Origin of the sequence: Kitasatospora sp. NPDC058444 (assembly GCF_042721415.1) — a bacterium.
In the GTDB taxonomy this organism is placed as follows: Bacteria; Actinomycetota; Actinomycetes; order Streptomycetales; family Streptomycetaceae; genus Kitasatospora.
This window is the reverse complement of sequence record NZ_JBHXLL010000042.1, coordinates 1-26,562: the sequence shown is the minus strand read 5'-3', so window position 1 is coordinate 26,562 and position 26,562 is coordinate 1. Positions and strand designations below refer to the sequence as shown.

Here is a 26,562-nt window from a genome sequence, read left to right as displayed (position 1 = left end):
TTTCGTGAAGTGCGTGGATGCGGACGGCGGAAGGGAGGCTCGCGCCGTCCTACTTCCGGGCCGCGATGGCCGCGAGCAGCTGCTCGACGGCCGCGGTCGGGCCGGCGAGCAGCGCGCGACACGCGGCCTCCGCCCGGTCCGGGTCACCGCTCTCGATCGCGTCGACCAGCGCCTCGTGCGTGGCGACGACCGCCTCGGGCATCTCGTGGTCACCGAAGGCGGAGGTCATCGCCTCGCGCACGGAGGCGCCGAAGTAGCGGTACACCTCGGCCAGCGCGGGGTTGTGCGCGGCCTCGACGACGGCGGTGTGGAACTCCAGGTCGTGCTCGACGGTGGCCTCGCGGCTCGCCCGCTCGGGGTGCGCCGCGAACACCTCGGCCTCACGGGCCAGCGCGGCGCGCATCCGCCGGATGTCCTCGGGGGTGTGCCGCAGCGCGGCCAGCCGGGCGCCCTCGGTCTCCAGCGCCGCACGGACCTCCAGGACGTCCCGGATGCCCGAGCGCTGGACGCCGCGCAGCACGGACGCCGGGTCGCTGGTGGAGCGGACGAACGTCCCCTCGCCCTGCCGGGTGACCAGCATCCCGGCGTGCACCAGCACCCGGATCGCCTCCCGCACGGTGTTCCGTCCGACACCCAGCTGCTCGGCCAGCTCGTGCTCGGTGGGAATCCGCGACCCCACCGGCCACGCGCCACCCGCCAGCTGCTCCCGCAACTGCTCGATCGCGGTGTCCACCAGGGAACGCCGCCCGGCCGCCTGCAAACCGCCGCTCACGCCGGACCTCCCTAGTTCCTCACCGGTCGTCGGTCATCCTACAACCGCTTGCCCGGTCATCCTACAACCCACCCCCGACCAGCCCGTAAACCCTCAACCAGCCGTGATTCCGCCCCTTGGGCAGCCCGCCCGAGCCGCCCCACGCCCACGGACGGGGACACCATCCCCGGCGCCCCACCGGGGCCTCCCACTCCCCGGATACGGACCCCCGCGCCCCAGGGCCCCCTTCCCCGGAAACCAGGCCCCGGCGCCCCACCAGGGCCTCCCCTACCCCAAAGCCAATCCCCGCGCCCCACCAGGGGCGCGGGGAGCTGCGCGGGGCGGGAGGCCGCTTTGGAGATGTCTGAGCGTCGAGGATCCTCCGGCCGCGAGCCGGTGCCTCGCCGTCGCCGCCCGCCGGAGGCGTCAGCCCTGCGGGTAGAGGCGCTCCAGGACCGCGGCGACGCCGTCCTCGTCGTTGCTGGTGGTGACGGCGTCGGCGACGGCGAGGAGTTCCTCGTGGGCGTTGGCCATGGCGACGCCGTGGGCGGCCCAGCCGAACATCGGGACGTCGTTGGGCATGTCGCCGAAGGCGATGGTGTCGGTGGAGCGGACGCCCAGGCGGCGGGCGGCGACGGCGAGGCCGGTGGCCTTGGACAGGCCGAGCGGGAGCAGTTCGACGACTCCGGCGCCGGCCATCACCACGCCGACCAGGTCCCCGGCGGCGCGCCGGGCGGCTTCGGCGAGGGCGTCGTCGGTGAGGGCGTGGTGCTGGATGTACAGCTTGCTGAGCGGGGCGTCGAACAGTCCGCCGCGGTCGACCCGGACGACCGGCAGGTCGGAGCCGATCAGCAGCTCGTACCCGGGGCCGGCCAGTACCTGGCCGTCGAGGCCGTCCTGGTTGGCGGCGATGGCCAGCGGGCCGGTCTCGGTCTCGATCTTCTCGATCGCGAGCGCGGCGAGCCGCCGGTCCAGGGTGAGCGAGGTGAGCAGCTTGTGCGCGCCGGCGTCGTACACCTGGGCGCCCTGGCCGCAGACGGCTATCCCGGTGTAGCCGATCTCGTCGAAGACCGGGCGGGCCCAGACCGCCGAGCGCCCGGTGACGATGATGTGCAGCGCGCCCGCGCCGGTGGCCGCGGCCAGGGCGGCGCGGGTGCGCTCGGAGACGGTTTCCCCGCTGGTGAGCAGGGTGCCGTCGAGGTCGGTGGCGACCAGCCGGTAGGGCAGGTCGCCACCGCCGGGGGAGGCGTGGCTGGGGCTGATGGTGCTCATGGGCCGTACGTCTCCCGGGAGTTGCGGGTGGTGCTGGGTGCTGCGTGCCGGGTTACTTGACCGGTTCGAGGACGCTCCGCCCGCCGAGGTACGGCCGCAGCGCCTCGGGCACGACGACCGAGCCGTCGGCCTGCTGGTGGTTCTCCAGGATCGCCACGATGGTGCGCGGGATGGCGACCAGGGTGCCGTTCAGGGTGGCGAGCGGGCGGGTCTTGCCCTCCTCGCGCATCCGGATCGACAGTCGGCGGGCCTGGTACTCGGTGGTGTTGGAGGTCGAGGTGACCTCGCGGTACTTGCCCTGGGTGGGGATCCACGCCTCGATGTCGAACTTGCGCGCCGCCGAGGCGCCGAGGTCGCCGGAGGCGACGTCGATCACCCGGTAGGGCAGCTCCAGCGCGTTGAGGAAGTCCTTCTCCCACTGGAGCAGGCGACGGTGCTCGTTCTCCGCGTCCTCGGGGGTGGTGTAGACGAACATCTCCACCTTCTCGAACTGGTGGACGCGGATGATGCCGCGGGTGTCCTTGCCGTAGGTGCCGGCCTCGCGGCGGAAGCAGGACGAGTAGCCGGCGTAGCGCAGCGGCAGCTTGTCGGCGTCGAGGATCTCGTCCATGTGGTACGCCGCGAGCGGGACCTCGCTGGTGCCGACCAGGTACCGGTCGTCCTCGGCGAGGTGGTACACGTTCTCGGCGGCCTGGCCGAGGAAGCCGGTGCCGTCCATGGCGGCCGGCCGGACCAGGGTCGGGGTGATCATCGGGATGAAGCCGGCCGCGGTGGCCTGGGCGATCGCCATGTTGACCAGGGCGAGCTCCAGCAGCGCGCCGACGCCGGTCAGGTAGTAGGAACGGGCACCGGCGACCTTGGCGCCGCGCTCGGTGTCGATCGCGCCGAGGATCTGGCCGAGCTCGACGTGGTCGCGGGGCTCGAAGCCCTCGGCGGCGAAGTCGCGCGGGGTGCCGATCTCCTCCAGGGTGACGAAGTCCTCCTCGCCGCCGACCGGGGCGGCCGGGTCGATGAGGTTCGCCAGCGAGCGGAGCAGGCGGTCGGCCTCCTCCTTGGCGGCGCCCTGTTCGGCGTCGGCGGCCTTGACCTCGGCGGCCAGGTCCTTGGTGCGCTGGAGCAGGGCGGCCTTCTCGTCGCCCTTGGCCTGGGCGACCTGCTTGCCGAGCACCCGCTGCTCGCTGCGCAGTTCGTCGAAGCGGCTGCCCGAGGACCGGCGCCGCTCGTCGGCGGAGAGGAGGGCGTCGACCAGGTCGACGTCCTCGCCACGGACGCGCTGCGAGGCGCGCACTCGGTCAGGGTCCTCACGGAGCAGGCGAAGGTCAATCACAGGCCCAAGCGTACCGGGCGACCGTTCCTCCACCGGTACGGCTTTTTCCCTGGGGATAACTCGGCCGATCCTGTGGATAACTTCTGTGGGGAACTCTCCGCCACCGGGTTATCCACAGGCTCGACCCCAGGCCTGTGGATCAAAGGGGAGGATCGCCTTCCGCGTGAACGAACCAGGGAATTGAGGTTTCAAACCTCAATGAACCTTCTCGAGTGAGGGAATTGAAGCACTCGGACGGGTGATTTGCTGGCAACCGGGTGACTCTGGTCCGATTGGTCATCTCTGCGGCGCAAACCGATGGTCCGACCAGTTCTGGGCAATGGCTATAACGGTTTGTCGACTCCGCCCCGGACCTGTGGATAACTCGGGGCTGTGGACAGTGCGGGGGCCTGTGGACAGCGGACCTCGGCTCCCGACCCCCTGTGGACGACGGGTGGGACCATCCGTCCCGCCTGATCGACCCGATCCGAAACAGTCGGAAAAGGTCGGAAAGACAAAAGATGTAACCAGGGTGTCCGGAGGGCCGCGGCTGCCCCGAGGGCTGCCGATGCCCTACGGGCCTCAGATGTTCCCGCGGCCGTCGAGGGCGCGGGAGAGCCAGTCCGCCGCCGAGGTGAAGTCCTCGTCCGAGGTCCCCGGCCGCCGGTGGGTGGACTCCTGCCGGTCGGCGCGCGGATAGGAGCCGAGGTACCGCACCTGCGGGCAGATCCGCTTGAGCCCCATCATCGCCTCGCCGACCCGGCGCTCGGACAGGTGGCCCTCGCAGTCGATCAGGAAGCAGTAGCTGCCCATGCCCTCGCCGGTCGGGCGGGACTCGATCCGCATCAGGTTGACCCCGCGCACCGCGAACTCCTGGAGCAGCTCCAGCAGCGCACCCGGGTGGTCGTCCGGCAGCCAGACCACCATCGAGGTCTTGTCCGCGCCGGTCGGCGAGGAGACCCGCCCCGGGCGGCCGACCAGCACGAACCGGGTGGCCGCGCTCTTGGCGTCCGCGATCTCCTTGACCAGCGGCTCCAGCCCGTAGATCGGCGCCGCGAACTCCCCCGCGAACGCGCCGTCGTAGCGGCCCTCGGCGACCAGCCGGGCGCCGTCCGCGTTGGAGGCGGCCGACTCCCACTTCGCGTCCGGCAGGTTGGCCGCCAGCCAGCGCCGCACCTGCGGCTGGGCCACCGGGTGGCTGGTCACCGTCTTGATCCCGGACAGCTCGGTGCCGGGCCGCACCAGCAGCGCGAAGGTGATCGGCAGCAGCACCTCGCGGTAGATCATCAGCGGTGTGCCGGCGGCGAGTTCGTCGTTGGTCGCGGTGACGGCGCCCTCCACCGAGTTCTCGATCGGGACGAACGCCCCGGCCGCCTCCCCGCCGCGCACCGCGTCCAGTGCCAGCGCCACCGAGGACAGCGGCACCAGCTCCCGGGTCGCCGCCTCGGGCAGGGTGTGCAGGGCCGCCTCGGTGAACGTGCCGGCCGGTCCGAGGTAGGTGTAGCGGGTGGCCGACATGACGCCTCCGTGGGATCTCGGTGCTGCGCGGGCAGAGTGTGCCGAAGGAGTCACCCTAACGACTCCGCGGCTCCGGCAGGAAAGCGTTCCACGGGCCGGAACCGCGGGGGTGGATCCCGGTGAATCCCGGGGGATTCCGAGGGATTCCGGGGGAACTACCCCTCCAACAACTGCTGGCCGAGGTAGCCTCCGGGCGGCGCGCCGGGCGGCAGCGCGTACAGCCCGCTCGCCTCGTGCCGCAGGAAGCGGGAGAGGCCGTCGCCCCGGGAGAGCTTGCGCTGCACCGGGGTGAAGCCCTTGCGCGGGTCGGCCTGGAAGGCGAGGAAGAGCAGCCCGGCGTCCGGGGAGCCGTCCGGCAGCAGCCCGTCGTGGTACGAGAAGCCGCGGCGCAGCATCGCCGCCCCGCCGTTGGCGGCCGGGGCGGCGACCCGGATGTGCGCGTCGGCGGGGATCGCCAGGGTGCCGTCCGGGCCCTGCGCGGCGAGGTCGACCGGGGTCCGCTCGCCGGCCCCGGCGGGCGCACCGAGCGGGGCGCCGTCCGACTTGCGCCGCCCGATCACCCGCTCCTGCCGGTCCACCGGCAGCGCCTCCCAGTGGTCCAGCAGCATCCGGATCCGCCGGAAGACCAGGTACGAGCCGCCGGCCAGCCAGCCCGGCTGGTCGCCGCCGGCGGCGCAGAACACCGTGGCGGCGAAGCCCTCCTCGTCCGGCCGGGGGTTGTTGGTGCCGTCGATCTGGCCCATCAGGTTGCGTCCGGTCACCGGCCGCGCGGCGGCGCCGGGGGTGCGGGCGAAGCCGGCCGACTGCCAGCGCAGCGCCGCCGTCCCGGCCGCGAGCCGCTGGAGCACCCGCAGGGCGTGCACCGCCACCAGGGCGTCGTCCGCGCCGATCTGGACGAACAGGTCGCCGTCGCCGCGGGCCGGGTCGAGCGCGTCGCCGGGGAAGGCGGGCAGCGGTTCGAGCCCGGGCGGGCGGCGGTCGGCCAGCCCGGCCTTGTCGAACAGCGCGGCGCCGAAGCCGACCGTGACGGTGAGCGAGCAGGGCCCGGCGTCCAGCGCGACCTGGCCGTCGAACTCCTCGGCCGGTTCCCCGGCGGTCAGCCGCTCGGCCGCCTTCGTCCAGCGCTGGAGCAGGGTGCGCAGCCCCTCCCGGCCGACGCCCTCGGCCAGGTCGAAGGCGGCGAGCTGGGCCCGGGCCTGCGCCGGGTCGGTGATCCCGGCCTGGTGCTCGCCGCGGAACGGCACCCGGGCGGCGCCGAGGGTCCCGCCGGACGGGCCCGGCGCGACCGCCGTCCCGCCCGACCGCCCGTCCAGGGCGACGGCCCCGGCGACGCCCGCGCCGGCGCCGGCCAGCAGTCCGGCCCCGGCGGTGCCGAGCAGCGCCCGCCGGGTGAAGCCCGCGGGCCCCGCCGAAGCCGGTCCGCGCTCCGCGGACCCGTGCTCCTCCGACCCGGCGTCCTCCGACCCGGCGTCCGCCGGACCGTGCTCCGCCGCAACGTGTCCCGACGTCACGTCCGTCACCCCGCTCACCCGATCTTGAACTGCTGGGTCGGGGTGGCCTGGTCGATGTCGGAGGAGCGGACCTGCACCGACACCACCCAGTTGCCCGCCAGCGGGAGCTGCGCGGTGCCGAGCCAGCGGCCGGTGCCCTCCGGGGTGAGCTCGACCGGCAGCGGGCCGAGGTCGCGGTCCGGCAGGGTGAAGGCGAGCTGCACCTCGGGCACGTCCACCGGCTGCCCGTCCGTGCCGTCCAGCGCGAGCGTCACCTCGTTCGCCCCGGTCCGGGCGGGGTTGAGGGTGACGATCGCGGTGCCCTTGGCGTTCGGCGTGCGGCCCTTGGTGTCGTACGGGAGCTTGAGCTCGACGGTGCGGCCCGGCTCGGTCTGCGCCGCCGCGGCCCCGCCGGCCGGCGCGGCGCCGGCCGATCCGGCCCTGAGCTCGCCCGCGACCCGTCCGGGCGGGGAGTTGGTGAGCATCGTGGTGACCACCATCACCGCCACCGCGACCAGCGCCTCGACCAGCACCGAGCGGCGCAGCCCGGCCCGGGTCGGGGTCAGCCCGCGGTCGCGTCCGGCGCTCTCCCGGGCGGTCCGCTGGCGCTCCAGCTGCGCCTGCCGGACCGGGTCCTCGCTGTGCGTCGCCACGGCGACCGGCTCCGGCAGTTCGGCCGGTGCGACCTCCACCGCCTCGGCCGGGGCCGAGCGCAGCCGGGCCAGCCAGGACCGGGAGATCCAGGCGACGCCGACCATCGCGACCACGCAGCCGCTCTTCACCAGCAGCAGCCGTCCGTACTCGGTGCCGGTCAGCGCGCCCCAGCTGCCCAGGCCGCGCCAGGACTGGTAGAGCCCGGTGGCGGCCAGCACGGCCACGGAGCCGAAGGCGAGCTTCGAGAAGCGGTCCACCACCTCGACGCCGACGCCCTCGCGCAGGGCGACCAGCAGCGCGGCCAGCCCGCCCAGCCAGAGCGCCATGGCGATCAGGTGCAGGACGCCGAGCGGCAGCGCCAGCCAGACCTGGATGCCCACCGAGGCGTGGTCGGCGCCGACCCAGGTCGCCGAGAGGGCGACCGCCAGCACCAGCCCGGCCACGCCGAGGCCGAGCCGGACCTCGCGCTGCGGCCGTTCGGCGGCTCGCTGCTCCAGCTCGCGCAGCTCGGCGGCCTCGGCGTCGTCCTCGGAGCGGTCCTCGGAGCCGGCCGGGTCCGCCGGACCCGCGGAGCCGTCCTCGTCCCGCGGCTTCGGGACGACCGGCCGCGGCGGCTGCCCCAGCTGCCCGACCAGCAGCGACAGGAACACCCCGGCCGCCGCGAGCAGCAGCAGCCGGGCGGCCAGCGCGGTGCCGATCCGCTCGTCCAGCGTGGAGCGCATCAGCGACAGGTCGAAGGCCTGCCCGACCCCCGAGCCGCGCTCGTACGGGCCGCGCAGCATCAGCACCGCCACGCTGGAGACCAGCAGCGCCGTCCAGCCGGTCATCAGCAGCCGCTGCACCGGACGCCGGGCGGTGCCGGCCGGCCAGCAGATCAGCACGAAGGCGGCGACGCCGACCAGCAGCGCGAAGGCGGTGTACGCGACGGCGCGTCCGGTGCCGTACAGGGCGGCGACCAGGCCGTCGGCCTCCGCGCCCTGGAACGCGGCCGCCGACACCGAGGTGTCCGAGGGCGCGCCGATGGAGAAGGTGAACGCGCCGCCGACCGGGTGCGAGTCGTCCGAGACGGCCCGCCAGGCCACCGTGTACGTGCCGTTGGCGAGCCCGCTCTGCAGCCCGACCCGGGCGGTGTTGCCCTTGCCGTCGGCGTGCCCCGGGTTGCCGGTGTCCACGGGCTTGCCGGCCGGGTCGAGCACCCGGACGGAGTCGGCGGAGAGCGAGACGGACTCGCTGAAGGTCAGCGTCACCGCCTCGGGGGCGGTGCCGATCACCGAGTTCTGCGCCGGGTCGGTGGAATCCAGGATGGCGTGCGCGGAGGCCGGGCCGGCGCCCGCGAGCATCAGCGCGAGCAACGCGCCGAGCGCCGCGAGCACCCCGGCGATCCGGCGGTGGGTGGCCTTCTCCAGGCCGGCCGACTGCATGGTGGCGGGTTCCCCTAACTCTGGCCGGGGCGGTAGGTGAGTTCCTTGACCGGCACCCTGACGGAGATGGTGCCGGACTTGGAGAAGGTGAGGTCGAGCTCCAGCTCGTCACCGATGGCCGGGGCCTTCTGCCATCCCATGATCATGAGGTGGTTGCCGCCCCGGGCGAGCTTCAGGGCGCCGTGCGCGGGGACGTCCAGGCTGTCCACCTGCTCCATGCTCGACTCGGTCGAGCGGTGCATGGTGACCGACCCGGCGGCCGGGCTGGTCACCTTGAGCAGCTCGTCCTGCCCGCCGTCGTTGCGGACGGTCAGGTAGCCGGCCGCCATGCCGCCGGCCGGGGGCAGCGGGATGTAGGAGTCGGCGACGCTGATCCTGGCCGGGCCGGCGGCGCCGTCCCGGCCGCCCGTGCCGCCGCCCGTCCCGCAGGCGGCCAGGATGGCGCCGCCGCCCAGGGCCGTCGCGACGACGGCGCCGAGCAGGGCGGTGCGGCGGAAGCGGCCGGTTCCGGTCTGCGCCGGGTTCACGCCGCGACCCCCTTGGCGAGCAGCGGCAGGTCGTGCTCGTAGGTCTTCTCCTCGGTGCCGCTCATGTAGAGCACGTGCGCCTTGTCGTCCGAGGGGAGGAAGGCCAGCACCTGCGCGCCGTGGGTGGAGGTGACCGTGCCGTCCCCGTTGACCACCGGGTCCTCGATCATGATGCCGAGCGACTTGGCCGCGGTCTTCACCTTGGCCAGGTCCCCGGTGAGGCCTATGAAGTCGCTGCCCATCGAGTCCAGCCAGGTGCGCAGCACCTGGGGGGTGTCGCGCTGCGGGTCGGTGGAGACGAAGACGACCTTGACCTTCTGCCGGTCGGCCTCGGGGAGCGCCTTCATCGCGACGCCGATGTCGCCCATGGTGGTCGGGCAGACGTCCGGGCAGCTGGTGTAGCCGAAGAACAGCAGGGTGGCCTTGCCGTTGGTCTGCTGCCGCAGGTCGAAGGGCTTGCCGGAGGTGTCGGTCAGCTGGAGGTCCGGCTTCTCGAAGTTCTTGGCGAGCTTGGTGCCCTGGTACGGGGTGTCCTCCTTCTGCCGGGTGACCTTGGCGGCGGTGGAGTCGCCGCCGGAGGAGCCGCAGGCGGAGAGGGTCAGGACGGCGGCCAGCGCGAGGGCGGCCGCGCCGGCCAGACGGGTGGTGCGGGTGGTGCGGGGCATGGGACTTCCGATCGTGCGCGGTGTTCCGCCGGCGGGGCCGCACCCGTCTTCCGGATGCGGCCCCGCCGGCGCGGGGGTCAGGAGGCGGAGCCGCCGTTCTTGCGGCGCAGGCCGAGCACGCCGACGGCGGTGCCGATCACGCCGACCACGATGCCGACCACGCCCAGGGTGCGGGCGGTGGAGTCGCTGGACTTGGCGTCGCCGGAGGCGGCGGCGTGGTCGGAGCTGTCCCCGTGGGCGCCCGCGGCCGGGGTGGCGGTGACGCCGTGCCCGTCGCCCTCGGCGGCCTTGGTGAGCTTCAGGACGGGCGCGGGCTTGGCCGGCTCCGGCTGGCCCTCCTTGGACTCGTCGATCCAGCGGGCGACGTCGCCGTTGTCGTAGGTCTGGAGGGTCTTGAAGACCAGGTTGTCGGTGTCGGTCGGCAGCGGGCCGAGCGAGACCCGGAACTCCTGGAACTGGCCGGGGGCGATCTTGGTGCCGGCGTCGGCGGTCCAGGTGATCTTGGCGACGGCCTCGGTGACGTCGTTGCCGTGCACCTTGATCGGCTTGTCGAGCTTGGCCTTCTCGACCGTGGCGGTCCAGCCCGGCAGCGGCAGGGTCCTGACGGACGCCAGCGGGTGGTCCAGCGGGAGGTTGACCTCCAGCTTCACCGTGCCCGCCGTGTCGCTCTCGTTCGGCACCCGGAAGTCGACGGCCGTGTAACCGCCCTGGGCGGCCGCGCCCGGGTTCACGGTGACGTGCGCGAAGGCGGGGCCGGCCAGCGCCACCACGGAGGCGGCGGCGGTGAGGGCGACGGCGGCGAGACGGCGGGCGGGAAGGGAACGCATGATGCGGGTCTCCGATCGGAGCTCGGCGGCGGCCGGAACCGGGCGACGGACGTGAGCCGTGCCGCGGGGGCCGCGCAGGGGAACGTGGGGGCAGAGCCTCGGGCCGCCCCGGTGGTCGGGGAACGGCCGGACGGTGCGCACGCCGACACCCGGTGACGGCCGTGGGGCCGCCAGGAGACGCCGGTCAGTACGCGAGGGCCCCGCACGGCGGCCCGCGCCGCACCACGCTGTGCCGCAGCACGGCACCCCCCGGGAGCGGGCTCTCCCCGCCCCGGGCACCGAACCGGCGGGCCGGGCCGGCCACGCCGAACAGACCGCGCAGCAACGCGGCCACCAGCGCGAACGCCGTACGCAACGGCGCCGCCCAGTGCTCCCGGGCCGCCGTGGCGGCCACCCGCAGCAGCCGCCACAGCGCCGCCTCGCCGCGCCGCAGCCACCAGCCCGCGACCAGCGCGGCACCCAGGTGCCCGAGCAGCATCGACGGCGTCATGCCGAAGAGGCCGCCCTGCCACCAGGGCGCGGCGGCGAACGCGTGCGGGTCCAGACCCGCGGAGGAGACCAGCTGCTCCGGGGACGGGCCGCCGGACAGGCCGATCAGCGTGCCCGGACGGGCCTCGTTGCAGATCAGCCGGCCGGCCACCTGCGGCACGGTCAGCGGGCCGCCGTGGTGCATGCCGGGCATGGAGCCGTCGAAGCCGTGGAAGAGGCAGTGCAGTCCGAGCTGCCCGACCCCCAGCGCCCCGGCGATGGCCGCCAGCGAACGCTCCCGCCCGCCGCAGACCGCGGCGAACGCCAGCACCGCGGCGAAGCCCACCGCCAGCGCGGTCGGCGGCACGTTCCCGCCACCCGCCAGGGCGTGCCCGGCGGCCGCTATCAGGGTGCAGACCAGCGCGAACGGGACCGCCCGGGCAAGCCGCAGGTCCCAGGCGGCGGACCCCACCGGCAGAGCCGGTCCGGGGGCGCCCGGGAGCGGGGCGGCGGCGAGGGCAGTCATGGCCGGGCCATCCTCTCATTGCGTACGCCCCCGGGACGGGCAGGGTGGGAAATCCCTACGAATGCCCCTTTCGGCGGCGGCGTGCGAGGGGGCGTACGCGTCGCCCGGCACAGACACCGTCCCCCGGTCCATCCGCCGAACGGGCGGTAGCGGGCCCCGGGCACGGTTCACCCGGGAATCGCCCGGAGATACCTAGTTGTATGTGGAGCCGCAGCCAGGAGGGACCTCCCGTGGACATCTGGTGGACTCTGCACCTCAAGCGCGACCCGGCCAGCGTCCCGCTGGCCCGGCGCATCCTGCTCGGTGCGATGGCGACCGCAGGCGTCGACCCGCAGATCGCGGACGACCTCGGCGTCGCCCTCACCGAAGCCTGCGCCAACGCCGTCGAGCACGGCGCCACCGGGCGGCCCGACGACGGCTTCCAGGTCACCGCCTCGATCTGCGGCGACCGGCTGCGGATCGAGGTCACCGACTCCGGCCCCGGCCTGCCCGCCCCCGCCGCACCCGCGGCACCGGCCCGCCGCCCGGCCGCCCCGGACCAGGCCCGCCCGGCGCCGGCCGGCCGTCCGCCCCGCCGCACCCGCGGCCGCGCCACCGTCCCCGCCCGCGTGCTCTCCGCCCACCGGCCCCGCCGCGACGGCCACCCGTACGACACCCACGTCCTGCCCTGCCTCCCCAGCACCCCCACGCTGCGCCCGGTCGACCTGGACACCCTCCCCGACCTCACCGCGGAGTCCGGCCGCGGCCTCTTCCTCATCCACGCCCTCACGGACCACGTCCAGCTCCGCAACCACCCCCTGCGGGGGGCGATCGTCAGCTTCGACAAGATCCTCAAGTGGCAGGACGGGGCGCTGCTCCAGGCGGCGTCGTAGGGCGGGTGGGGCGTCGGTCGGGTTCGGCGGGGTCGTCGGGTGGGTGGACGGCGCGTCGCTCCAGGCGGCGTCGTAGGGCGGGTCGGGGCGTCGGGTCAGTGGCGGAGGGCCTCGGCCGGTTCCACGCCGGCGGCGCGGAGTGCCGGGTAGAGGCCGGCCAGCAGGCCCACCAGGCTGCCGGCCAGTGGTGCGGGCAGGACCGTCCAGGGCTGGAGCAGGGCGGTCCAGTCCCGGGCCAGCGCGACGAGCACCACGACGGCCACGCCGATCGCGGTGCCGACCAGTCCGCCGAGCGTGCCGAGCACGGTGGACTCGGTGAGGAACTGGGCCGCGATGTGCCGGGGGCGGGCGCCGAGGGCGCGCCGCAGGCCGATCTCGCCGGTGCGTTCCAGGACGGCGACCAGCGTGGTGTTGGCGATCCCGACCGCGCCGATCACCAGGCAGATGGCGGCCAGCAGCAGGAACAGCCCGGTGAGGTCGGTGGAGACGGAGTCCCGCAGGGTGTGCGGGTCGGGCGGGGCGAGTGCCTCGAAGTCCTTGGGGGCCTCCGGTCGCAGGGCGGTCGGGGCCTGGGAGGCGACCAGGCCGGCCGCGCCGGTCCGGGTGCGGATCACCATCCGGGCCCGGCCGTTCTCCCCGGGCAGCGGGTTGCCCCAGAGCGTCCGCGCGGTGGTGGTGGGCACCATGATGTCGAGCGCGGTCTCGGGGAGCCGGGCACTGTCGTCGACGATGCCGATGACGGTGAAGCCGATGCCGTTGACGAACACCGCGGGGTGGGCGTCGAGGCGGCTGATGCCGAGCCGTCCGGCGGCGGCCGAGCCCAGCACCGCGACGCGCAGGCCGCGTTCACTGTGGAAGGCGTTGTAGACGGTGCCGGCGGAGACCTGCGCCTCGATCGCGTCGAAGCCTCCGGGGGAGAGCGCCAGGACGCCGAGCCCGGTGCCGGAGCCGGGGCCGGGCGCCGGGGAGGTGGAGATCTTCGGCTCGGTCAGCGGTGCGCTCCAGTAGACCCCGGCCGCGACCGCGCCGTTGAGCCGGCCCACCCGGAGGTCGGCGTCCTCGGGGAAGTCCAGGGCGGCCCGGTGCCGGCCGCCGGCCGTGACGACCTCCGCTCCGGTGCCGACCAGGGTGACGGTGGTGTTCTGCAGCGCGGAGAAGCGCTTGCCGATCTGGCCGGTGGCGCTGGAGGTGAGCCCGAGGACGGCGACGAAGGCGCCGACCCCGAGGACGGTGCCCAGCAGGGTGAGCACCGAGCGGCCGGGTCGCTGCACCATGCCGGACAGCGCCTCGCTCAGCAGGTCGGCCAACCTGAGCCGGGAGAGCGGGACTTCGGTGGACGCGGCACGCTTCCTCATCGCCCGGCCACCGCCTCGGAGGTGCCCAGCCGGCCGTCCCGGATGGTGATGGTCCGCCGGGCCCGTTCGGCGACCTCGCGGTCATGGGTGATGACGAGCAGGGTCAGGCCGCTCCCGTGCAGTTCCTCGAACAGCTCCATGACCCGCCGGGCCGTGGCCGAGTCGAGGTTCCCGGTCGGCTCGTCGCACAGCAGGAGCGACGGCCGGTTCACCAACGCCCGTGCCACCGCGACGCGTTGGCGTTCGCCGCCGGACATCCTGGAGGGCAGGGCGTCGGCCCGGTGGCCGAGCCCGACCTGGTCCAGGACCCGCCGGGCGGCGTCGGCCCGGCCCGCTCGCGCCGATCCGTTGTAGACCTGGGCGAGCATCACGTTCTCCAGGGCGGTCCGGTAGGGCAGCAGGTGGAAGGACTGGAAGACGAAGCCGATCCGCCGCCCGCGCAGCGCGGTGCGCCGGGCCTCGGAGAGCGCACCGGTGTCGATGCCGTCGAGTTCGTACGTGCCGCCGCTGGGCCGGTCGAGCAGTCCGAGCAGGTTGAGGAAGGTGGACTTCCCGGAGCCCGAGGGGCCGATCACGGCGGCGTACTCGCCGCGGGCCACCTCCAGGTCGAGGGGGTGCAGGGCGGTGACCGGCGGCGGCCCGGGGAAGGTGCGGAACGCTCCGCGCAGCCGGATCACGGGGGTGTCGCGGTGCCCCGGGCCCCCGCGGTCGTCGGTCTGCGCCTCGGCCCCGCTCACCGGCCGACCACGACCTGCTCGCCGGGCCTGAGCTCGGCCCCGGCGGCGGGCCTGACCTCGACGAAGCCGTCCGCGGCGACGCCCGCCGTCACCTCCACGGTGCGCCGGGTGCCGTCGGCGCCCGCGACGGACACGGAGGTCCGGCCGTCGACGCCCGAGCTGATGGCCGAGGAGGGCACGGCGAGCACCTCGCCCTGGGTGGAGGCGGCGACCACGGTGATCCGGACGTCCTGGCCCTCCAGCGCGGGGTCCCAGGGCGCGTCGGGCGTGATGACGAGCGGCACGTAGGGGTCGGCGGCGGCGCCCGGCGCGGCCGGTGCCGCGCTGGCGGCGCCGCCCCCGGCGGGACTGCCGGGGGTGACGAGTGCGCCCACCGAGCCGACCTTGGCGGAGAGTTGGGCGCCCGTGGTCTCGGACAGCACGGTGACGTTCATGCCGGGCTTGACCAGTGGGGCGTCACCGGGGAGCAGGTGGCCGGTCAGGTTGAGGCCGCCGGCGGTGAGGGTGAGGACCGGGCCCGTCACCTTGTCGCCGACCTTGGCGCCGACCGCGCCGACCCGGGCCGGCAGCGCGGGCAGGAAGACCACCTCGGCGGCGGGCAGTTGGGGGCCGTCCTTGGCCTGGGCGCGGGCCAGGTCCTGCTGCTTGGCGGTGAGGTCGGCGCGGGCGCGGGCCAGTGCGGCGGCGCCCCCGGCGGGTGCGCCGGTCGCCGCGGCTCCCGCGGCCGGCGCGTTGGCCGGCGCGCCGGACTTGGTGGCCGTCGCGGTCGGCTCGCCGCCGCCGCCGCCGCGGGCGGGCGGGCTCTCCAGGTCCTGGACGGCCTGCCTGGCCTGGTCCACGGCCTGCTGGGCGGTCCGGACGGCGGCGGCGGTCTGGTCGCCGGTGGTGGGCACCGGATAGCCGAGCTTCTGGTAGAGCCTGGTCACGGCGGCCTTGGTGCCGGCCCCGAAGTACTCCTTGTCGTCGCCGCCCGTGGAGTACCCCATGTTCCGGAGCACGTCCTGAAGTTGGCCGATGTCGCCGCCGGACTCGCCCGGCGCCATGTCGCGGTAGGCGGGTATCGAGCCGGGCAGGGCGATCACCGGCCGCCCGGACACCTCGGCCAGCACCTGCCCGGAGTCCACCGCGTCCCCGCTGCCGACCTTCAGCGCCGTCACGATCGGGGTGCCGCCGCCCGGGCCGCCGGCGCTGGCCGCGACCGCGCCCGGCTGCACCGGGAAGGACTGGCCGGCCGTGAACACCCCGCGCAGGACGGTGGTGTTGGACAGCACCCGCTGCACCACCGGCGCCGTGAGCACCGAGGCGGGTGGCGCCTTGGTGTCGGCGGCGGCCTGCTCCGGCGAGCGGATCAGGGTGGCGGCCCACATCCCGCCCCCGGCGGTGACCGCGGCGACCAGGGCGATGACGACGATCAGCCGCCGTCGCCGGCGCGGGGCGGCCCCGGCCGGGGTGGCGGCTTCCGCTGCGGTGGCCTCGGGCTGGGGTGTTTCCACGGCTTCCATTTCCGGTGCTTCTTCCGGTGCTCGGCGCTCGGGCGGTTTCAGCTGCTGGGGGACGGGCCGCCGGTGCCTCCCGGGCACGGCAGCGGATTCTGGATGTCCGTGACCTTCCACGTCCCGTTGATCTGGCGCAGCGTCATGACGCTGAGCTGCTCCTGCCGTTGGCTGACCTGGTTGATCTCGCGGCCGGTGTCGGCGCCCACGATCCGCCAGGCGTTCAGGTCCACGCAGTCGTACAGCCGGCGGGCCTCGCCGTCGACCTGCATGCCGAGCAGCCGGTGCTTCACCTCGCCGCTCATGTGCTGCCTGTCCTCGCGCATCCGGTCGACCGAGGCACGGAGGATGGAGAGGTTGGGTTCGTCGGCGTGGGCGTCCAGCGGCGCGGCCCCGACGTCGGCGGCCCGGGCCACCTTCGTCCACTCGTCCCAGTACGCCAGGTAGGGCTGCCGGAGGTCGGCGTCGACGGCGATCAGCCGTTCGCCGTACGGGCCGGTGGCGGTCGCGCCGTCGGGGGCCGCCGCGGAGGTGCCGGAGCAGCCCGCGGCGGCCAGGGCGGAGGCGCAGGCCAGGGCCGCCGCCGCGGCGCGCGCCGGGAGGCCGGGCCGGGTGCGGCTCACTGGCCGTGCTCCCGCAGCACCGCCGCCGCCTGGTCGATCTGGGACTGGATGGCGGCGCGGTAGGCCTTCAGCTCGTTGTCGTGCTGCTCGATCAGCTGCTTCTGGACGGCGCTCTGCACGCCGAAGGCGATGCCGGAGAGGTTGGTCTGCCTGGTGCAGGCGACGTCGGCCTTGGCGGTGTCGATCTCCCGCTGGGTCACCGTGGGGCCCCAGGACTCGGTGCTGAGGCTCTCCGGGGTGCTGTAGGCGTAGCCCTTCTGCTTCATGCAGGACGCCCACTCGGCGGTGGCGGCGACCACCCGGGCGTCCGACTTCGTGCGGTTCATCGACTGGCCGGTGAGGTCGCCGTAGACGTCGGTGGCGGGTGCCTTGTCGGCCTTGAGCTTGCGGTCCGCCTCGCCGGTGCAGCCGCCGGGCGGGGTGTTGCCGCCGGCCGGCTCGCCGCCGGAGGGGGACTTCAGCCCGGACAGCGCGGTGAACTCGGCGGGGTTCATCGTGCTGCCACCGGTCTTGGCCCCACCGGTGCTGCCGGGGGCGTGGAAGCCGTACTGGGCGGCCTGCGCCTCGTTGAGGAACCCGTACGGCGTGGGCATGTCGTCCTTGGCGGCCTTGGTGAGGTCGGCGTTGTTCGGCTGCCAGGAGGCGAAGCCGAACCGCTTCATGCAGTCCTGGGTGAGCAGGCCCTGGGCCCTCGCGATGCCGGTCAGCTCCTGCGGGCTCGCCGCGAAGGCCCGCAGCGGGAGCTGCTGGGTGTCGGCCACGGTCGTCGGGGTGGGCGTCGCGGTCAGGGCGGGCGCGGCGGCCTGGCCGCCGGATCCGCCGGTGGCCGGGGCGGCGCCCTTGTCGGAGGAGCAGCCGGTGAGCAGGGCGAGCCCGGCGGCGGCGACGACCAGGGCGGTGCGGCGGTGGGACCTCACGAGTGGACCTCATCGGTGGGCGGGCCGGTAGTCTCGGACGGAGCCCTCTTCGCCCCATGAGCGGTGGGGCGAAGAGGGCTGTGGTGCGATGGGGCGATCGTCAGCACTTGGTCTGCTGGTTTTCGTAGGCGCCGGAGATGTAGTCCTCGTGGGTGTAGCCCCAGACGCCGGTCTGCCGGTCGGTGTTGCTGTCCCAGACGTTGTAGCCGTTGACGGTCGAACCCAGGGTCCAGCACCAGTCGTTGGTGCCGTGGCCCGGGTAGCCCAGGCCCTTGCTGGTGTAACTGGTGTACGGGCCGGACCGGATGTTGGCGGCGGTGGTGTAGTCGCTGACGTAGAGCGCGTTGGCGACACCGGTGCCGAGGGTCAGCGCGGCGGTGGCGGCGGCCGCCACGGCGACCAGGCGGCCCACACGGTTCTTGAGCATGGTGAATCCCGTCTCTCGTGGTGCGGAGGGTGGTTGGCGATGCCCCGATCGGAGCCAGTGCCCCGATCGGGGCAAGGACATCTCAGCACCGGTCCGGACGGTCCGGAAGTGTCCTCAGGTACAGTCCTCCAGCCGGAACAACAGGGCCGCCTGGGCCAGTTGGATGCGTGAGCAGACGCCGAGCTGCTCGAACAGGGCTGCGGTGTGCGCCTTGACGGTCCGCTCCTCGATCCGCAGTGCGGCGGCGATCTCCTGGTTGGACAGGTCGGTCCCGATGAGTTCGAGGACCTGGGCGCGGCGGTGCGAGAGCCCCCTGACCCGGTCGGCCGCCGCGCGCATTCTGGAAAGGTGATCGATCGTCAAAAACGTTGCATCGCCCATCGGTTCCCCCCGTAGCCGAGTGTGGAGCGTACGCACTACCAGTCTCGGGCGGGCGCTGGGCCCCGTCAACGTGGATGTGACGGAGAGCGGCGCTCCGGATGTGCGCGGTGAGGCGTCCGGGGCGCGCGTGCGCGGCCTGAGGGCGGCCGGCCGTCGGGTCCGTTCCGGTTGCCGGGGGCGCACGGCGGCCGGACGATGGGGAGCATGATGCACCAGATGCGAGCCGAGTACGGCCCCGGCGGCGCCGCCGACGGGGTGCGGCTGTGGCACATGGTCCGGGGCGAGGAGAGTGTGGCCATGTGCGGCCGTGAGCTCGATCCGGGGGCGCGGGTGCGGTCGGCGGTGGACTGGGGGAAGACCCCGGAGCTGTGCTGCCACACCTGCGGGGCGTACTTCCTGCGCGAGGCGCCGTACCTGGCCGCCGAGCATCCGTGAACGGCGCTACCGTGCTGACATGGAGGAACCGCTCGTCCGGCTGCGGCCGCTGACCGACGAGGCCGCCGGGTTGCGCGCCGGTGCGCCCGAACTGCCCGAGTACGTCGACCGGTTGTGCGCCCTGGTCGAGCGGGTGGACCCGCTGATCCACGCCTTCGTGCCGGAGCCCGGCCGGCACGGGCGGCTGCGGGCGCAGGCGCGGGAGGTGGCCGCGCGGTACCCGGAGCCGGACGGGCGGCCGCCGCTGTACGGGGTGGCGGTGGGCGTCAAGGACATCGTGCACGTGGACGGGCTGCCCACGCACGGCGGTTCGGCGCTGCCGCCCGGGGTGCTGGCCGGGCCGCAGGCCGTGGTGGTGGACCGGCTGCGGGCGGCGGGGGCGCTGGTCGCGGGCAAGACGGTGACCGCCGAGTTCGCCGCGAGCGCCCCGGGCCCGACCCGCAACCCGCACCATCCGGGCCACACCCCGGGCGGCTCCAGCAGCGGCTCCGCGGCGGCCGTCGCGGCCGGGCTGGTGCCGCTGGCGATCGGCACCCAGACCGTCGGTTCGGTGATCCGCCCGGCCGCGTACTGCGGGGTGGTGGGCTTCCGGCCGACGTACGGGCGGATCCCGATCGCGGGGGTGATCCCGAACGCGCCGAGCTTCGACACCCTGGGCACCTTCACCGCCGACCTGGCGGGCGCGGCCCTGGTGGCCCCGCTGCTCTGCGACGACTGGCGGCCGGAGCGCGGCGCATCGCCCGAACCCGTGCTGGGGGTGCCGGACGGGACGTACCTGGAGCACGCCGAGCCGGCCGCGCTGCGCGCCTTCGAGGAGCAGCTGGCCCGGCTGGAGCGGGCCGGGTTCACGGTGCGCCGGGTCGAGTTGTTCCCCGACTTCGCCGGGATCATCCGGCAGTTGCAGACCGTCAACCGCTTCGAGCTGGCCCGCAGCCACGCCGACTGGTTCGCCCGCTTCGGCGGGCTCTACCGGCCGGAGACGGTGGCGGGCATCCGGGCCGGCCGGGGCGTCGCGGCCGGGGACCGGGCGGCCGCCCTGCGGTTCCGGGAGCGGCTGGGCGAGCGGGTGGCCGCGGCGGGCGCGGCGGCCGGGGTGGACCTGTGGCTGGCGCCCTCGGCGACCGGCGGGGCGCCCGAGGGCCTGCACAGCACCGGGGACGCGGTGATGTCGCTGCCGTGGAGCTTCCTCGGACTGCCGGCGCTGAGCCTGCCGGCCGGCCGGACCGCGGAGGGTCTGCCGCTGGGCCTCCAGGTGGTCGGCGCGGCGGGCGGTGACGAGCGCCTGCTGGCCCGGGCCGCCCTCGTCGAACGGGCCCTGGCGGAGGGCCGGGCGAGTCGCGGAGGGCCTGGCGAGTCGCGGGGTGGGCCGCGCTAGGAGAGCCGGGAGGCCCCGGTGCCCCGGGCCGCGGTGCCACGGCCGGTGTCGGGGCCGCGCTGCTCGTCGGGGAAGCGCGGGCCGCCGATCAGGTAGAGCAGTGCGGCGGTCGGGAAGCCGAGCGAGGCGGCCAGCAACACGATGAACTGCCAGAACATCTTCCGCTCCTCGTCAGTCGCGGGCGGCCCGGACACCCGAAGGTGATCCCAAACCCGGCCCGCTCCGATTGGCCGAATCGTCCGGTCACTGTCCGACGGTATGGCCGAATCACCCCGGCTGCCACCGGGCGCCGCGCCCCGGACCGCGCCACACCGGCGCACGGGTCTGGGCGCGGGACCGGCGTGGCGGCCACACTGTCGGGATGCAGCTACAGCTCGCAGGGGAAGCACGGCGGCCCGACCGCGAGAGCGAGGACTTCGCGGCGGCCTCGCCGGAGGCGCTGGTCCTGCTGGACGGCGCGGGTTCGCCGGCCGGCCTGGAGTCCGGGTGCCGGCACGGGACGGCCTGGTACGTGCGCCGGCTCGGCGTGCACCTGCTCGCCCGGCTCACCGACCGGGCGGACCGCTCGATCGCCGAGTGCCTGGCCGACGCCATCGTGGAGACGGCCGCCCTGCACGGCGGCCGCTGCGACCTCGCCCACCCCAACACCCCCGCCGCGATGGTCGTCGCGGCCCGGCGGCACGGCGAGTCGCTGGAGTACCTGGTGCTCGGCGACTCCCTGCTGGTGCTGGAGTTCAAGGACGCCCCGCCGAAGGTGATCGGGGACAACCAGCGCTTCCCCGGCGGGGAGGAGCTGCGCCGCCAGGTCTGGGAGACCGTCCCCGGCTCGGCCGAGCGGGCCGCGCTGCACCTGGAGTACGCGATGGCCGTGCGCGCCGCCCGCAACCGGGGCAACGGCCCGTGGATCGCCGCCGCCGGCCCGCGGGCGGCCGAGCACGCCGAGACCGGCTTCGTCCGGCTGGACCGGCTGCACGCGCTGGCCGCCCTCACCGACGGCGCCTCGCGCTACACCGAGCGCTTCGGGCTGGGCAGTTGGGGCGATGCGCTGCGGCTGCTCGCCGAGTCGGGGCCGGGCGAGCTGATCGCCCAGGTCCGGGCGGCGGAGCGGGCGGACGCCGCCTGCGAGCGCTGGCCGCGCGGCAGGACGCACGCCGACGCCTCGGCCCTCTACGCGCTGCTGTAGCCGAGCCGAGCCGAGCGAACCGAGCCGGGCCGGTCCGAACCGAGCCGGTCAGAGCCGGTCCGAACCGAGCCGAGCCGTGGACGGCGGCCGCTCCGCCGTTCCGGTTCCGAGCCCTCAGCGACCGGAAGCGGGGATGGTGCCGAGCCGGCCGGCCTGGAAGTCCTCCATGGCCTGCTGGAGCTCGCGGTGGCTGTTCATCACGAACGGGCCGTAGTGGGCGACGGGTTCGCGGATCGGGAGGCCGCCGAGGAGGACGACCTCGAAGTTGTTGTCGCGGGAGTCCTGCTTCTCGTCGGCGCGCAGGGTGATCGAGTCGCCGTCGCCGAAGACGACGGCCTGGCCCCGGTGGAAGGGGCGGTGCTCGGTACCGGCCGAGCCGTTGCCGGCGAGGCCGTAGGCGAGGGCGTTGAAGTCGGCGCGCCAGGGCAGGGTGATCTGGGCGCCGGGGTTGATCGAGGCGTGGATCATGGTGATCGGGGTGAAGGTGGTGCCCGGGCCCTGGTGGCCGTCCAGCTCGCCGGCGATCACCCGGAGCAGCGCGCCGCCGTCCTCGGTGCTGAGCAGCTTGACGCTGCCGCCGCGGATGTCCTGGTACTTCGGGGTGATCATCTTGTCCGAGGCGGGCAGGTTCACCCAGAGCTGGAGGCCGTGGAAGAGGCCGCCGGACTTCACCAGGGACTCCGGCGGGGTCTCGATGTGCAGGAGGCCGGAGCCGGCGGTCATCCACTGGGTGTCGCCGTCGGTGATGGTGCCGCCACCGCCGTGCGAGTCCTGGTGGATGAACGTTCCGTCGATGATGTAGGTGACGGTCTCGAAGCCGCGGTGCGGGTGCCAGGGGGTGCCCTTGGGCTCGCCGGCCGCGTAGTCCACCTCGCCCATCTGGTCCATCATGATGAACGGGTCGAGGTACTTCTGGTTGATCTTGGCGAAGGCGCGGCGGACGGGGAAGCCCTCGCCTTCGAAGCCCTCGGGGGCGGTCGCCACGGTGAGGACCGGCCGGGCGCTCGTGACGGCGGGGTCCGGCGTGGTGACGCGCGGGAGGGTCAGCGGGTTGTCGACGGTCACGGCGGGCATGTCGGCCTCCTTCGGGGGGTGTCTGGCCTACGTGCACGAGGTTAGTTCAATCCTCAACAACAAGCAAGTTGAAACTTGAACTATGTAGTGACGGAGGAGCGGAGCTCCTCTTCCAGGATGGGTCAGCCGTACATCCGGCGCATCGTGAAGTCGACCATCTGCTCGACGGCCTTGGCGTCGAACACCATCCGGTGCTCGCCCTCCATGTCCAGCGCGAAGCCGTAGCCGGTCGGCAGCAGGTCCAGGACCTCGGCGCCGGTCACGGTGAAGTGCTTGGAGTCCTTGCCGGCGTAGCGGCGCAGCTCCTTCAGCGAGCTGAACATCGGGATCACCGGCGTCGGGGTGTTGTGCAGCGCCAGGAAGCCGGGGCGGTCGCCGCGGGGGCAGTGCACCTTCGAGGTGATGAAGATCGCCTGGAAGTCCTCGACCGCCATCGAGCCGGTGGTGAACGCTCGGACGGCGTCCGCGAGTGAGGGCGGCGAGGGTTCGGGGTACAGGGACTGCTGGGGGGCCTGCGACTGCCCGCCGTAGGCGTCGGGTCCGGGCATGCCGTTCATGCCCTGCTGCGGTCCCGCCTGCTGCTGGTAGGGGTCGCCCGGGTATGTGTTCTGGTCATATCCGTACACACGGACAGGCTAGCGGGAGGGCACCCTCCTCCGCTGGCGCCGATCCTGACAAGGAGTGGCGGTCCCGACTGTGGGACGTGACCACGTTCATAGCGGATTCACCGGCGGGGGCTTGCCCAAGTTACCGCTGGGTAGCATCATGATGCCTACTGGTGGGTACGGGGCGCCGGAACGCGGCGGTCTCCCGGAAGCGACGAACCGGAGATAACGGCCATGGGTCACTACAAGTCCAACCTGCGGGACGTGGAGTTCAACCTCTTCGAGGTGTTCGGCCGCGAGCAGGTGTACGGCACCGGACCGTTCGCGGACATGGACGTCGAGACCGCGAAGAACATCCTCAGCGAGATCTCGCGCCTCGCCGAGAACGACCTCGCCGCGTCCTTCGTCGACGCCGACCGCAACCCGCCGGTCTTCGACCCGGAGACCAACACCGCGCCGATCCCGGCCACCTTCAAGAAGAGCTACCAGACCTTCATGGACGCCGAGTGGTGGCGCCTGGGCATCCCGGAGTCGATCGGCGGCCAGGTCACCCCGAACTCGCTGATCTGGGCCTTCGCCGAGCAGATCCTGGGCTCCAACCCGGCCATCTGGATGTACTCCTCCGGCCCGGCCTTCGCCGGCGTCATCGCCGAGGAGGGCACCGAGGAGCAGCTGGAGGTCGCCAAGCGGATGACCGACCGCCTGTGGGGCTCCACCATGGTCCTCACCGAGCCCGACGCGGGCTCCGACGTGGGCGCCGGCCGCACCAAGGCGATCCAGCAGGAGGACGGCTCCTGGCACATCGAGGGCGTGAAGCGCTTCATCACCTCGGGTGAGCACGACATGTCCGAGAACATCATCCACATGGTGCTGGCCCGCCCCGAGGGCGGCAAGCCGGGCACCAAGGGCCTGGGCCTGTTCATCGTCCCCAAGTTCGACTTCGACTGGGAGACCGGCGAGCTGGGCGAGCGCAACGGCGTCTACGCCACCAACGTCGAGCACAAGATGGGCCTCAAGGCCTCGAACACCTGCGAGATGACCTTCGGTGCCAAGCACCCGGCCAAGGGCTGGCTGCTCGGCGAGAAGGTCGACGGCATCCGCCAGATGTTCAAGATCATCGAGTTCGCCCGCATGATGGTCGGCACGAAGGCCATCGCCACCCTCTCCACCGGCTACCTGAACGCCCTGGAGTACGCCAAGGAGCGCGTGCAGGGCGCCGACATCTCGCAGTTCCTGGACAAGACCGCCCCGCGCGTCACCATCACCAACCACCCGGACGTGCGCCGCTCGCTGCTGACCCAGAAGGCCTACGCCGAGGGCATGCGCGCGCTGGTCCTGTTCACCGCGTCCACCCAGGACGACATGACGGCTGCCAAGCTGCGCGGCGAGCGCGACGAGGCCGCCGAGCGCCTCAACGACCTGCTGCTGCCGATCGTCAAGGGCTACGGCTCGGAGAAGTCCTACGAGCAGCTCGCCCAGTCGCTCCAGACCTTCGGCGGCTCCGGGTACCTCCAGGAGTACCCGATCGAGCAGTACATCCGTGACGCCAAGATCGACACCCTGTACGAGGGCACCACGGCGATCCAGGGCCAGGACTTCTTCTTCCGCAAGATCGTCAAGGACGGCGGCCAGGCGCTCACCGCGCTGAACGAGCAGATCCAGAAGTTCATCGGCTCCGCCGAGGGCGGCGACGCCCTGGCCGCCGAGCGCGAGCTGCTCGCCAAGGCCGCCGGCGACCTGGAGGCCATCGTCGGCAAGCTGATCGCCGACCTGACCTCGGTCGAGCAGGACGTCAAGAACATGTACAAGGTGGGCCTCAACACCACCCGCCTGCTGATGGTCTCCGGCGACGTCGTGGTCGGCTGGCTGCTGCTGCGCCAGGCCGCGGTGGCCCTGGCCAAGCTGGAGGCCGGCGCCTCGGAGAAGGACGTCCCCTTCTACCAGGGCAAGGTCGCGGCGGCCCGCTTCTTCGCCAAGAACGTCCTGCCGACCGTCGCCCCGCAGCGCCTGATCGCCGAGGGCATCGACAACGAGATCATGGACCTGGCGGAGGAGGCCTTCTAGGCCTTCGCACCCCTCGAACCGCCTGACACACCCTCACACCGAAGGGCCCGGCTGCCACCGGGCCCTTCGGTGTGTGCGCGGCCCGGCGTCCGCGACGACACCACCCCGGGTGCTCGCCGGTGGCCGGAATTCTCCGACCGTGCGGGGGCGGTCCGCGCTTGCGGCGTTCCGAATGCCGTGTCCGTGTACGGGCATATGCTCAGGTGCGAAGCCGACTCCCCATCCGGCTTCGGCCCTCACTCGACCCAGGAGCAGCATGTCGACCGCCGCCCGCCAGGCATTCTTCGACCGGACGCACACCGACGACCTGATCGCGTTCCTCGGCACCTCGCCCTCTCCGTACCACGCGGTGGCGAGCGCCGCGGAGCGGCTGGAGAAGGCGGGTTTCCGGCAGGTCGCCGAGACGGACGCGTGGGACGACGCGGCCGGCGGGCGCTACCTGATCCGCGGCGGCGCGCTGATCGCCTGGTACCTGCCGCGGGGGGCGGGCCCCGCGACCCCGTTCCGGATCGTCGGCACCCACACCGACTCGCCCAACCTGCGGGTCAAGCCGGTCCCGGACACCGGCTCGGAGGGCTGGCGGCAGGTCGCGGTGGAGATCTACGGCGGCGTCCCGCTGAACACCTGGCTGGACCGCGACCTCGGCCTCTCCGGCCGGCTCGCGCTCAAGGACGGCACCGTCCGGCTGGTCCAGCTGGACGAGCCGCTGCTGCGCGTCCCGCAGCTCGCCATCCACCTGGACCGCCAGGTCAACGAGGGCATGAAGCTCGACAAGCAGCGCCACCTCACCCCGATCTGGGGCCTCGGCCCGGTCGACGAGGGCGCGCTGATCTCCTACGTCGCCGAGCGGGCCGGTCTGGCCGCCGCCGACGTGGCCGGCTGGGACCTCATGACCCACGACGTCCAGCCCGCCTCCTACCTGGGCCGCGACCGCGAGCTGCTGGCCGCCCCGCGCCTGGACAACCTGCTCTCGGTCCACGCGGCCACCGCCGCGCTCGCCGCCGTCGCCACCGCCGACGGCGCCGCCGACCTGCCGTACATCCCGGTGCTGGCCGCCTTCGACCACGAGGAGACCGGCAGCGAGTCGGACACCGGCGCACAGAGCCCCCTGCTCGGCAACGTGCTGGACCGGACGATCCACGCGCGCGGCGGCACCACCGAGGACCGGGCGCGGGCGCTCGCCGGCACCGTCTGCCTCTCCTCGGACATGGGCCACGCCGTCCACCCGAACTACAGCGAGCGGCACGAGCCGGGCCACCACCCGATGCCGAACGGCGGGCCGATCCTCAAGGTCAACGTCAACAACCGCTACGCGACCGACGGCGTCGGCCGGGCGGTGTTCGCGGCCGCCTGCGAGAAGGCGGGCGTGCCGTGGCAGAGCTTCGTCTCCAACAACGCCATGCCCTGCGGCACGACGATCGGCCCGATCACGGCGGCGCGGCTCGGCATCAAGACGGTGGACTGCGGCATCGCGGCGCTCTCCATGCACTCGGCGCGCGAGCTGTGCGGGGCGGAGGACCCGTACCTGCTGGCGAGCGCGCTCAAGGCCTTCCTGGAGGGCTGAGGGCGGCGGCGACCGGGCCCGGCGGAGAGCGT

At 73.8% G+C, this 26,562-nt stretch carries 26 protein-coding genes; 6 read left to right on the top strand and 20 right to left on the bottom strand.

What is annotated here, in order from left to right:
- Positions 1–49: 49 nt before the first annotated feature.
- The 10 genes from ACFWP2_RS31715 to ACFWP2_RS31670 all read right to left on the bottom strand — a co-directional run bounded on the left by ACFWP2_RS31715 (position 50) and on the right by ACFWP2_RS31670 (position 11,425).
- The gene (locus ACFWP2_RS31715; RefSeq protein WP_380457881.1) at positions 50–772 is read right to left on the bottom strand and encodes a FadR/GntR family transcriptional regulator; all 723 of its coding nucleotides are present in this window, start codon (positions 770–772) and stop codon (positions 50–52) included.
- Positions 773–1,177: 405 nt separating this feature from the next.
- On the bottom strand, positions 1,178–2,023 hold the full coding sequence (locus tag ACFWP2_RS31710; RefSeq protein ID WP_380457879.1) for an HAD family hydrolase: 846 nt from the start codon (positions 2,021–2,023) through the stop codon (positions 1,178–1,180).
- Between the two features lie 52 nt (positions 2,024–2,075).
- Complete coding sequence (gene serS / locus ACFWP2_RS31705) at positions 2,076–3,350, bottom strand: serine--tRNA ligase (RefSeq protein ID WP_380457877.1); 1,275 nt, start codon at positions 3,348–3,350, stop codon at positions 2,076–2,078.
- Positions 3,351–3,911: 561 nt separating this feature from the next.
- The gene (pheA, locus tag ACFWP2_RS31700) at positions 3,912–4,847 is read right to left on the bottom strand and encodes a prephenate dehydratase (RefSeq protein ID WP_380457875.1); all 936 of its coding nucleotides are present in this window, start codon (positions 4,845–4,847) and stop codon (positions 3,912–3,914) included.
- Between the two features lie 155 nt (positions 4,848–5,002).
- Positions 5,003–6,358, bottom strand: coding sequence for an iron uptake transporter deferrochelatase/peroxidase subunit (gene efeB, locus ACFWP2_RS31695; protein WP_380457873.1), 1,356 nt, complete (start codon positions 6,356–6,358; stop codon positions 5,003–5,005).
- Between the two features lie 14 nt (positions 6,359–6,372).
- The gene (locus ACFWP2_RS31690; protein ID WP_380457871.1) at positions 6,373–8,412 is read right to left on the bottom strand and encodes a FixH family protein; all 2,040 of its coding nucleotides are present in this window, start codon (positions 8,410–8,412) and stop codon (positions 6,373–6,375) included.
- A 14-nt stretch (positions 8,413–8,426) separates the two neighbouring features.
- Positions 8,427–8,939 carry a copper chaperone PCu(A)C gene (locus tag ACFWP2_RS31685; RefSeq protein ID WP_380457869.1) on the bottom strand — a complete coding sequence of 171 codons (513 nt, stop codon included), beginning with the start codon at positions 8,937–8,939 and terminating at the stop codon, positions 8,427–8,429.
- Positions 8,936–9,604 (bottom strand): SCO family protein, encoded by a 669-nt coding sequence (locus tag ACFWP2_RS31680; protein ID WP_380457867.1) that lies wholly within the window; start codon positions 9,602–9,604, stop codon positions 8,936–8,938. Before ACFWP2_RS31680 ends, ACFWP2_RS31685 begins: the two co-directional genes overlap by 4 nt.
- Positions 9,605–9,681: 77 nt before the next feature.
- A complete protein-coding gene (locus ACFWP2_RS31675) occupies positions 9,682–10,431 on the bottom strand; it encodes a YcnI family protein (RefSeq protein ID WP_380457865.1) in 750 nt (249 codons plus the stop codon).
- 184 nt (positions 10,432–10,615) lie between these two features.
- Positions 10,616–11,425: a hypothetical protein gene (locus ACFWP2_RS31670; protein ID WP_380457863.1), complete on the bottom strand. Its 810-nt coding sequence runs from the start codon at positions 11,423–11,425 to the stop codon at positions 10,616–10,618.
- 230 nt (positions 11,426–11,655) lie between these two features.
- Here ACFWP2_RS31670 and ACFWP2_RS31665 point away from each other — a divergent pair, with 230 nt between their 5' ends.
- Positions 11,656–12,297 (top strand): ATP-binding protein, encoded by a 642-nt coding sequence (locus tag ACFWP2_RS31665; protein ID WP_380457861.1) that lies wholly within the window; start codon positions 11,656–11,658, stop codon positions 12,295–12,297.
- 95 nt (positions 12,298–12,392) lie between these two features.
- Here the strand turns inward: ACFWP2_RS31665 and ACFWP2_RS31660 are convergent, their stop codons facing one another.
- From ACFWP2_RS31660 to ACFWP2_RS31630, 7 genes are all read right to left on the bottom strand, one after another.
- On the bottom strand, positions 12,393–13,652 hold the full coding sequence (locus ACFWP2_RS31660) for an ABC transporter permease (protein ID WP_380457859.1): 1,260 nt from the start codon (positions 13,650–13,652) through the stop codon (positions 12,393–12,395).
- Positions 13,649–14,389, bottom strand: a complete 741-nt coding sequence (locus ACFWP2_RS31655) for an ABC transporter ATP-binding protein (RefSeq protein ID WP_380457857.1) — start codon at positions 14,387–14,389, stop codon at positions 13,649–13,651. Before ACFWP2_RS31655 ends, ACFWP2_RS31660 begins: the two co-directional genes overlap by 4 nt.
- On the bottom strand, positions 14,386–15,891 hold the full coding sequence (locus tag ACFWP2_RS31650) for a peptidoglycan-binding protein (RefSeq protein ID WP_380457855.1): 1,506 nt from the start codon (positions 15,889–15,891) through the stop codon (positions 14,386–14,388). The genes ACFWP2_RS31655 and ACFWP2_RS31650 overlap by 4 nt, the downstream gene beginning before the upstream one ends.
- Positions 15,892–15,929: 38 nt before the next feature.
- Complete coding sequence (locus tag ACFWP2_RS31645; protein WP_380457853.1) at positions 15,930–16,505, bottom strand: hypothetical protein; 576 nt, start codon at positions 16,503–16,505, stop codon at positions 15,930–15,932.
- A complete protein-coding gene (locus ACFWP2_RS31640) occupies positions 16,502–17,422 on the bottom strand; it encodes a hypothetical protein (protein WP_380457851.1) in 921 nt (306 codons plus the stop codon). The genes ACFWP2_RS31645 and ACFWP2_RS31640 overlap by 4 nt, the downstream gene beginning before the upstream one ends.
- A 100-nt stretch (positions 17,423–17,522) precedes the next feature.
- Complete coding sequence (locus ACFWP2_RS31635) at positions 17,523–17,849, bottom strand: hypothetical protein (protein WP_380457849.1); 327 nt, start codon at positions 17,847–17,849, stop codon at positions 17,523–17,525.
- A gap of 114 nt (positions 17,850–17,963) precedes the next feature.
- Positions 17,964–18,230: a LuxR C-terminal-related transcriptional regulator gene (locus ACFWP2_RS31630; protein WP_380457847.1), complete on the bottom strand. Its 267-nt coding sequence runs from the start codon at positions 18,228–18,230 to the stop codon at positions 17,964–17,966.
- A 204-nt stretch (positions 18,231–18,434) separates the two neighbouring features.
- On the opposite strand from ACFWP2_RS31630, the gene ACFWP2_RS31625 reads away from it, so the two are divergent.
- Both ACFWP2_RS31625 and ACFWP2_RS31620 read left to right on the top strand, forming a co-directional pair.
- Positions 18,435–18,665 (top strand): hypothetical protein, encoded by a 231-nt coding sequence (locus ACFWP2_RS31625; protein WP_380457845.1) that lies wholly within the window; start codon positions 18,435–18,437, stop codon positions 18,663–18,665.
- A gap of 19 nt (positions 18,666–18,684) precedes the next feature.
- A complete protein-coding gene (locus ACFWP2_RS31620) occupies positions 18,685–20,040 on the top strand; it encodes an amidase (RefSeq protein WP_380457843.1) in 1,356 nt (451 codons plus the stop codon).
- Here ACFWP2_RS31620 and ACFWP2_RS31615 read toward each other — a convergent pair.
- Positions 20,037–20,198, bottom strand: coding sequence for a hypothetical protein (locus ACFWP2_RS31615; protein WP_380457841.1), 162 nt, complete (start codon positions 20,196–20,198; stop codon positions 20,037–20,039). The genes ACFWP2_RS31620 and ACFWP2_RS31615 overlap by 4 nt on opposite strands.
- 203 nt (positions 20,199–20,401) lie before the next feature.
- On the opposite strand from ACFWP2_RS31615, the gene ACFWP2_RS31610 reads away from it, so the two are divergent.
- On the top strand, positions 20,402–21,223 hold the full coding sequence (locus ACFWP2_RS31610) for an integrase (protein ID WP_380457839.1): 822 nt from the start codon (positions 20,402–20,404) through the stop codon (positions 21,221–21,223).
- Between the two features lie 114 nt (positions 21,224–21,337).
- On the opposite strand, the gene ACFWP2_RS31605 is transcribed toward ACFWP2_RS31610, so the two are convergent.
- Both ACFWP2_RS31605 and ACFWP2_RS31600 read right to left on the bottom strand, forming a co-directional pair.
- Entirely contained in the window at positions 21,338–22,297 is a 960-nt protein-coding gene (locus ACFWP2_RS31605; RefSeq protein ID WP_380457837.1) for a pirin family protein, read from the bottom strand.
- Positions 22,298–22,419: 122 nt separating this feature from the next.
- The gene (locus tag ACFWP2_RS31600; RefSeq protein ID WP_049651062.1) at positions 22,420–22,923 is read right to left on the bottom strand and encodes an SseB family protein; all 504 of its coding nucleotides are present in this window, start codon (positions 22,921–22,923) and stop codon (positions 22,420–22,422) included.
- A 213-nt stretch (positions 22,924–23,136) separates the two neighbouring features.
- Here ACFWP2_RS31600 and ACFWP2_RS31595 point away from each other — a divergent pair, with 213 nt between their 5' ends.
- Positions 23,137–24,966: an acyl-CoA dehydrogenase gene (locus tag ACFWP2_RS31595; protein WP_380457834.1), complete on the top strand. Its 1,830-nt coding sequence runs from the start codon at positions 23,137–23,139 to the stop codon at positions 24,964–24,966.
- Between the two features lie 256 nt (positions 24,967–25,222).
- A complete protein-coding gene (locus ACFWP2_RS31590) occupies positions 25,223–26,530 on the top strand; it encodes a M18 family aminopeptidase (protein WP_380457832.1) in 1,308 nt (435 codons plus the stop codon).
- The last annotated feature ends 32 nt before the right edge of the window (positions 26,531–26,562 follow it).

Coding starts and splice junctions, on each gene's coding strand:
- ACFWP2_RS31710 (WP_380457879.1), bottom strand. CDS start 2,023: ATGAGCACCATCAGCCCCAGCCACGCCTCCCCCGGCGGTGGCGACCTG.
- pheA (WP_380457875.1), bottom strand. CDS start 4,847: ATGTCGGCCACCCGCTACACCTACCTCGGACCGGCCGGCACGTTCACC.
- ACFWP2_RS31690 (WP_380457871.1), bottom strand. CDS start 8,412: ATGCAGTCGGCCGGCCTGGAGAAGGCCACCCACCGCCGGATCGCCGGG.
- ACFWP2_RS31680 (WP_380457867.1), bottom strand. CDS start 9,604: ATGCCCCGCACCACCCGCACCACCCGTCTGGCCGGCGCGGCCGCCCTC.
- ACFWP2_RS31675 (WP_380457865.1), bottom strand. CDS start 10,431: ATGCGTTCCCTTCCCGCCCGCCGTCTCGCCGCCGTCGCCCTCACCGCC.
- ACFWP2_RS31670 (WP_380457863.1), bottom strand. CDS start 11,425: ATGACTGCCCTCGCCGCCGCCCCGCTCCCGGGCGCCCCCGGACCGGCT.
- ACFWP2_RS31660 (WP_380457859.1), bottom strand. CDS start 13,652: ATGAGGAAGCGTGCCGCGTCCACCGAAGTCCCGCTCTCCCGGCTCAGG.
- ACFWP2_RS31650 (WP_380457855.1), bottom strand. CDS start 15,891: ATGGAAGCCGTGGAAACACCCCAGCCCGAGGCCACCGCAGCGGAAGCC.
- ACFWP2_RS31635 (WP_380457849.1), bottom strand. CDS start 17,849: ATGCTCAAGAACCGTGTGGGCCGCCTGGTCGCCGTGGCGGCCGCCGCC.
- ACFWP2_RS31630 (WP_380457847.1), bottom strand. CDS start 18,230: ATGGGCGATGCAACGTTTTTGACGATCGATCACCTTTCCAGAATGCGC.
- ACFWP2_RS31625 (WP_380457845.1), top strand. CDS start 18,435: ATGATGCACCAGATGCGAGCCGAGTACGGCCCCGGCGGCGCCGCCGAC.
- ACFWP2_RS31620 (WP_380457843.1), top strand. CDS start 18,685: ATGGAGGAACCGCTCGTCCGGCTGCGGCCGCTGACCGACGAGGCCGCC.
- ACFWP2_RS31615 (WP_380457841.1), bottom strand. CDS start 20,198: ATGTTCTGGCAGTTCATCGTGTTGCTGGCCGCCTCGCTCGGCTTCCCG.
- ACFWP2_RS31610 (WP_380457839.1), top strand. CDS start 20,402: ATGCAGCTACAGCTCGCAGGGGAAGCACGGCGGCCCGACCGCGAGAGC.
- ACFWP2_RS31605 (WP_380457837.1), bottom strand. CDS start 22,297: ATGCCCGCCGTGACCGTCGACAACCCGCTGACCCTCCCGCGCGTCACC.
- ACFWP2_RS31595 (WP_380457834.1), top strand. CDS start 23,137: ATGGGTCACTACAAGTCCAACCTGCGGGACGTGGAGTTCAACCTCTTC.
- ACFWP2_RS31590 (WP_380457832.1), top strand. CDS start 25,223: ATGTCGACCGCCGCCCGCCAGGCATTCTTCGACCGGACGCACACCGAC.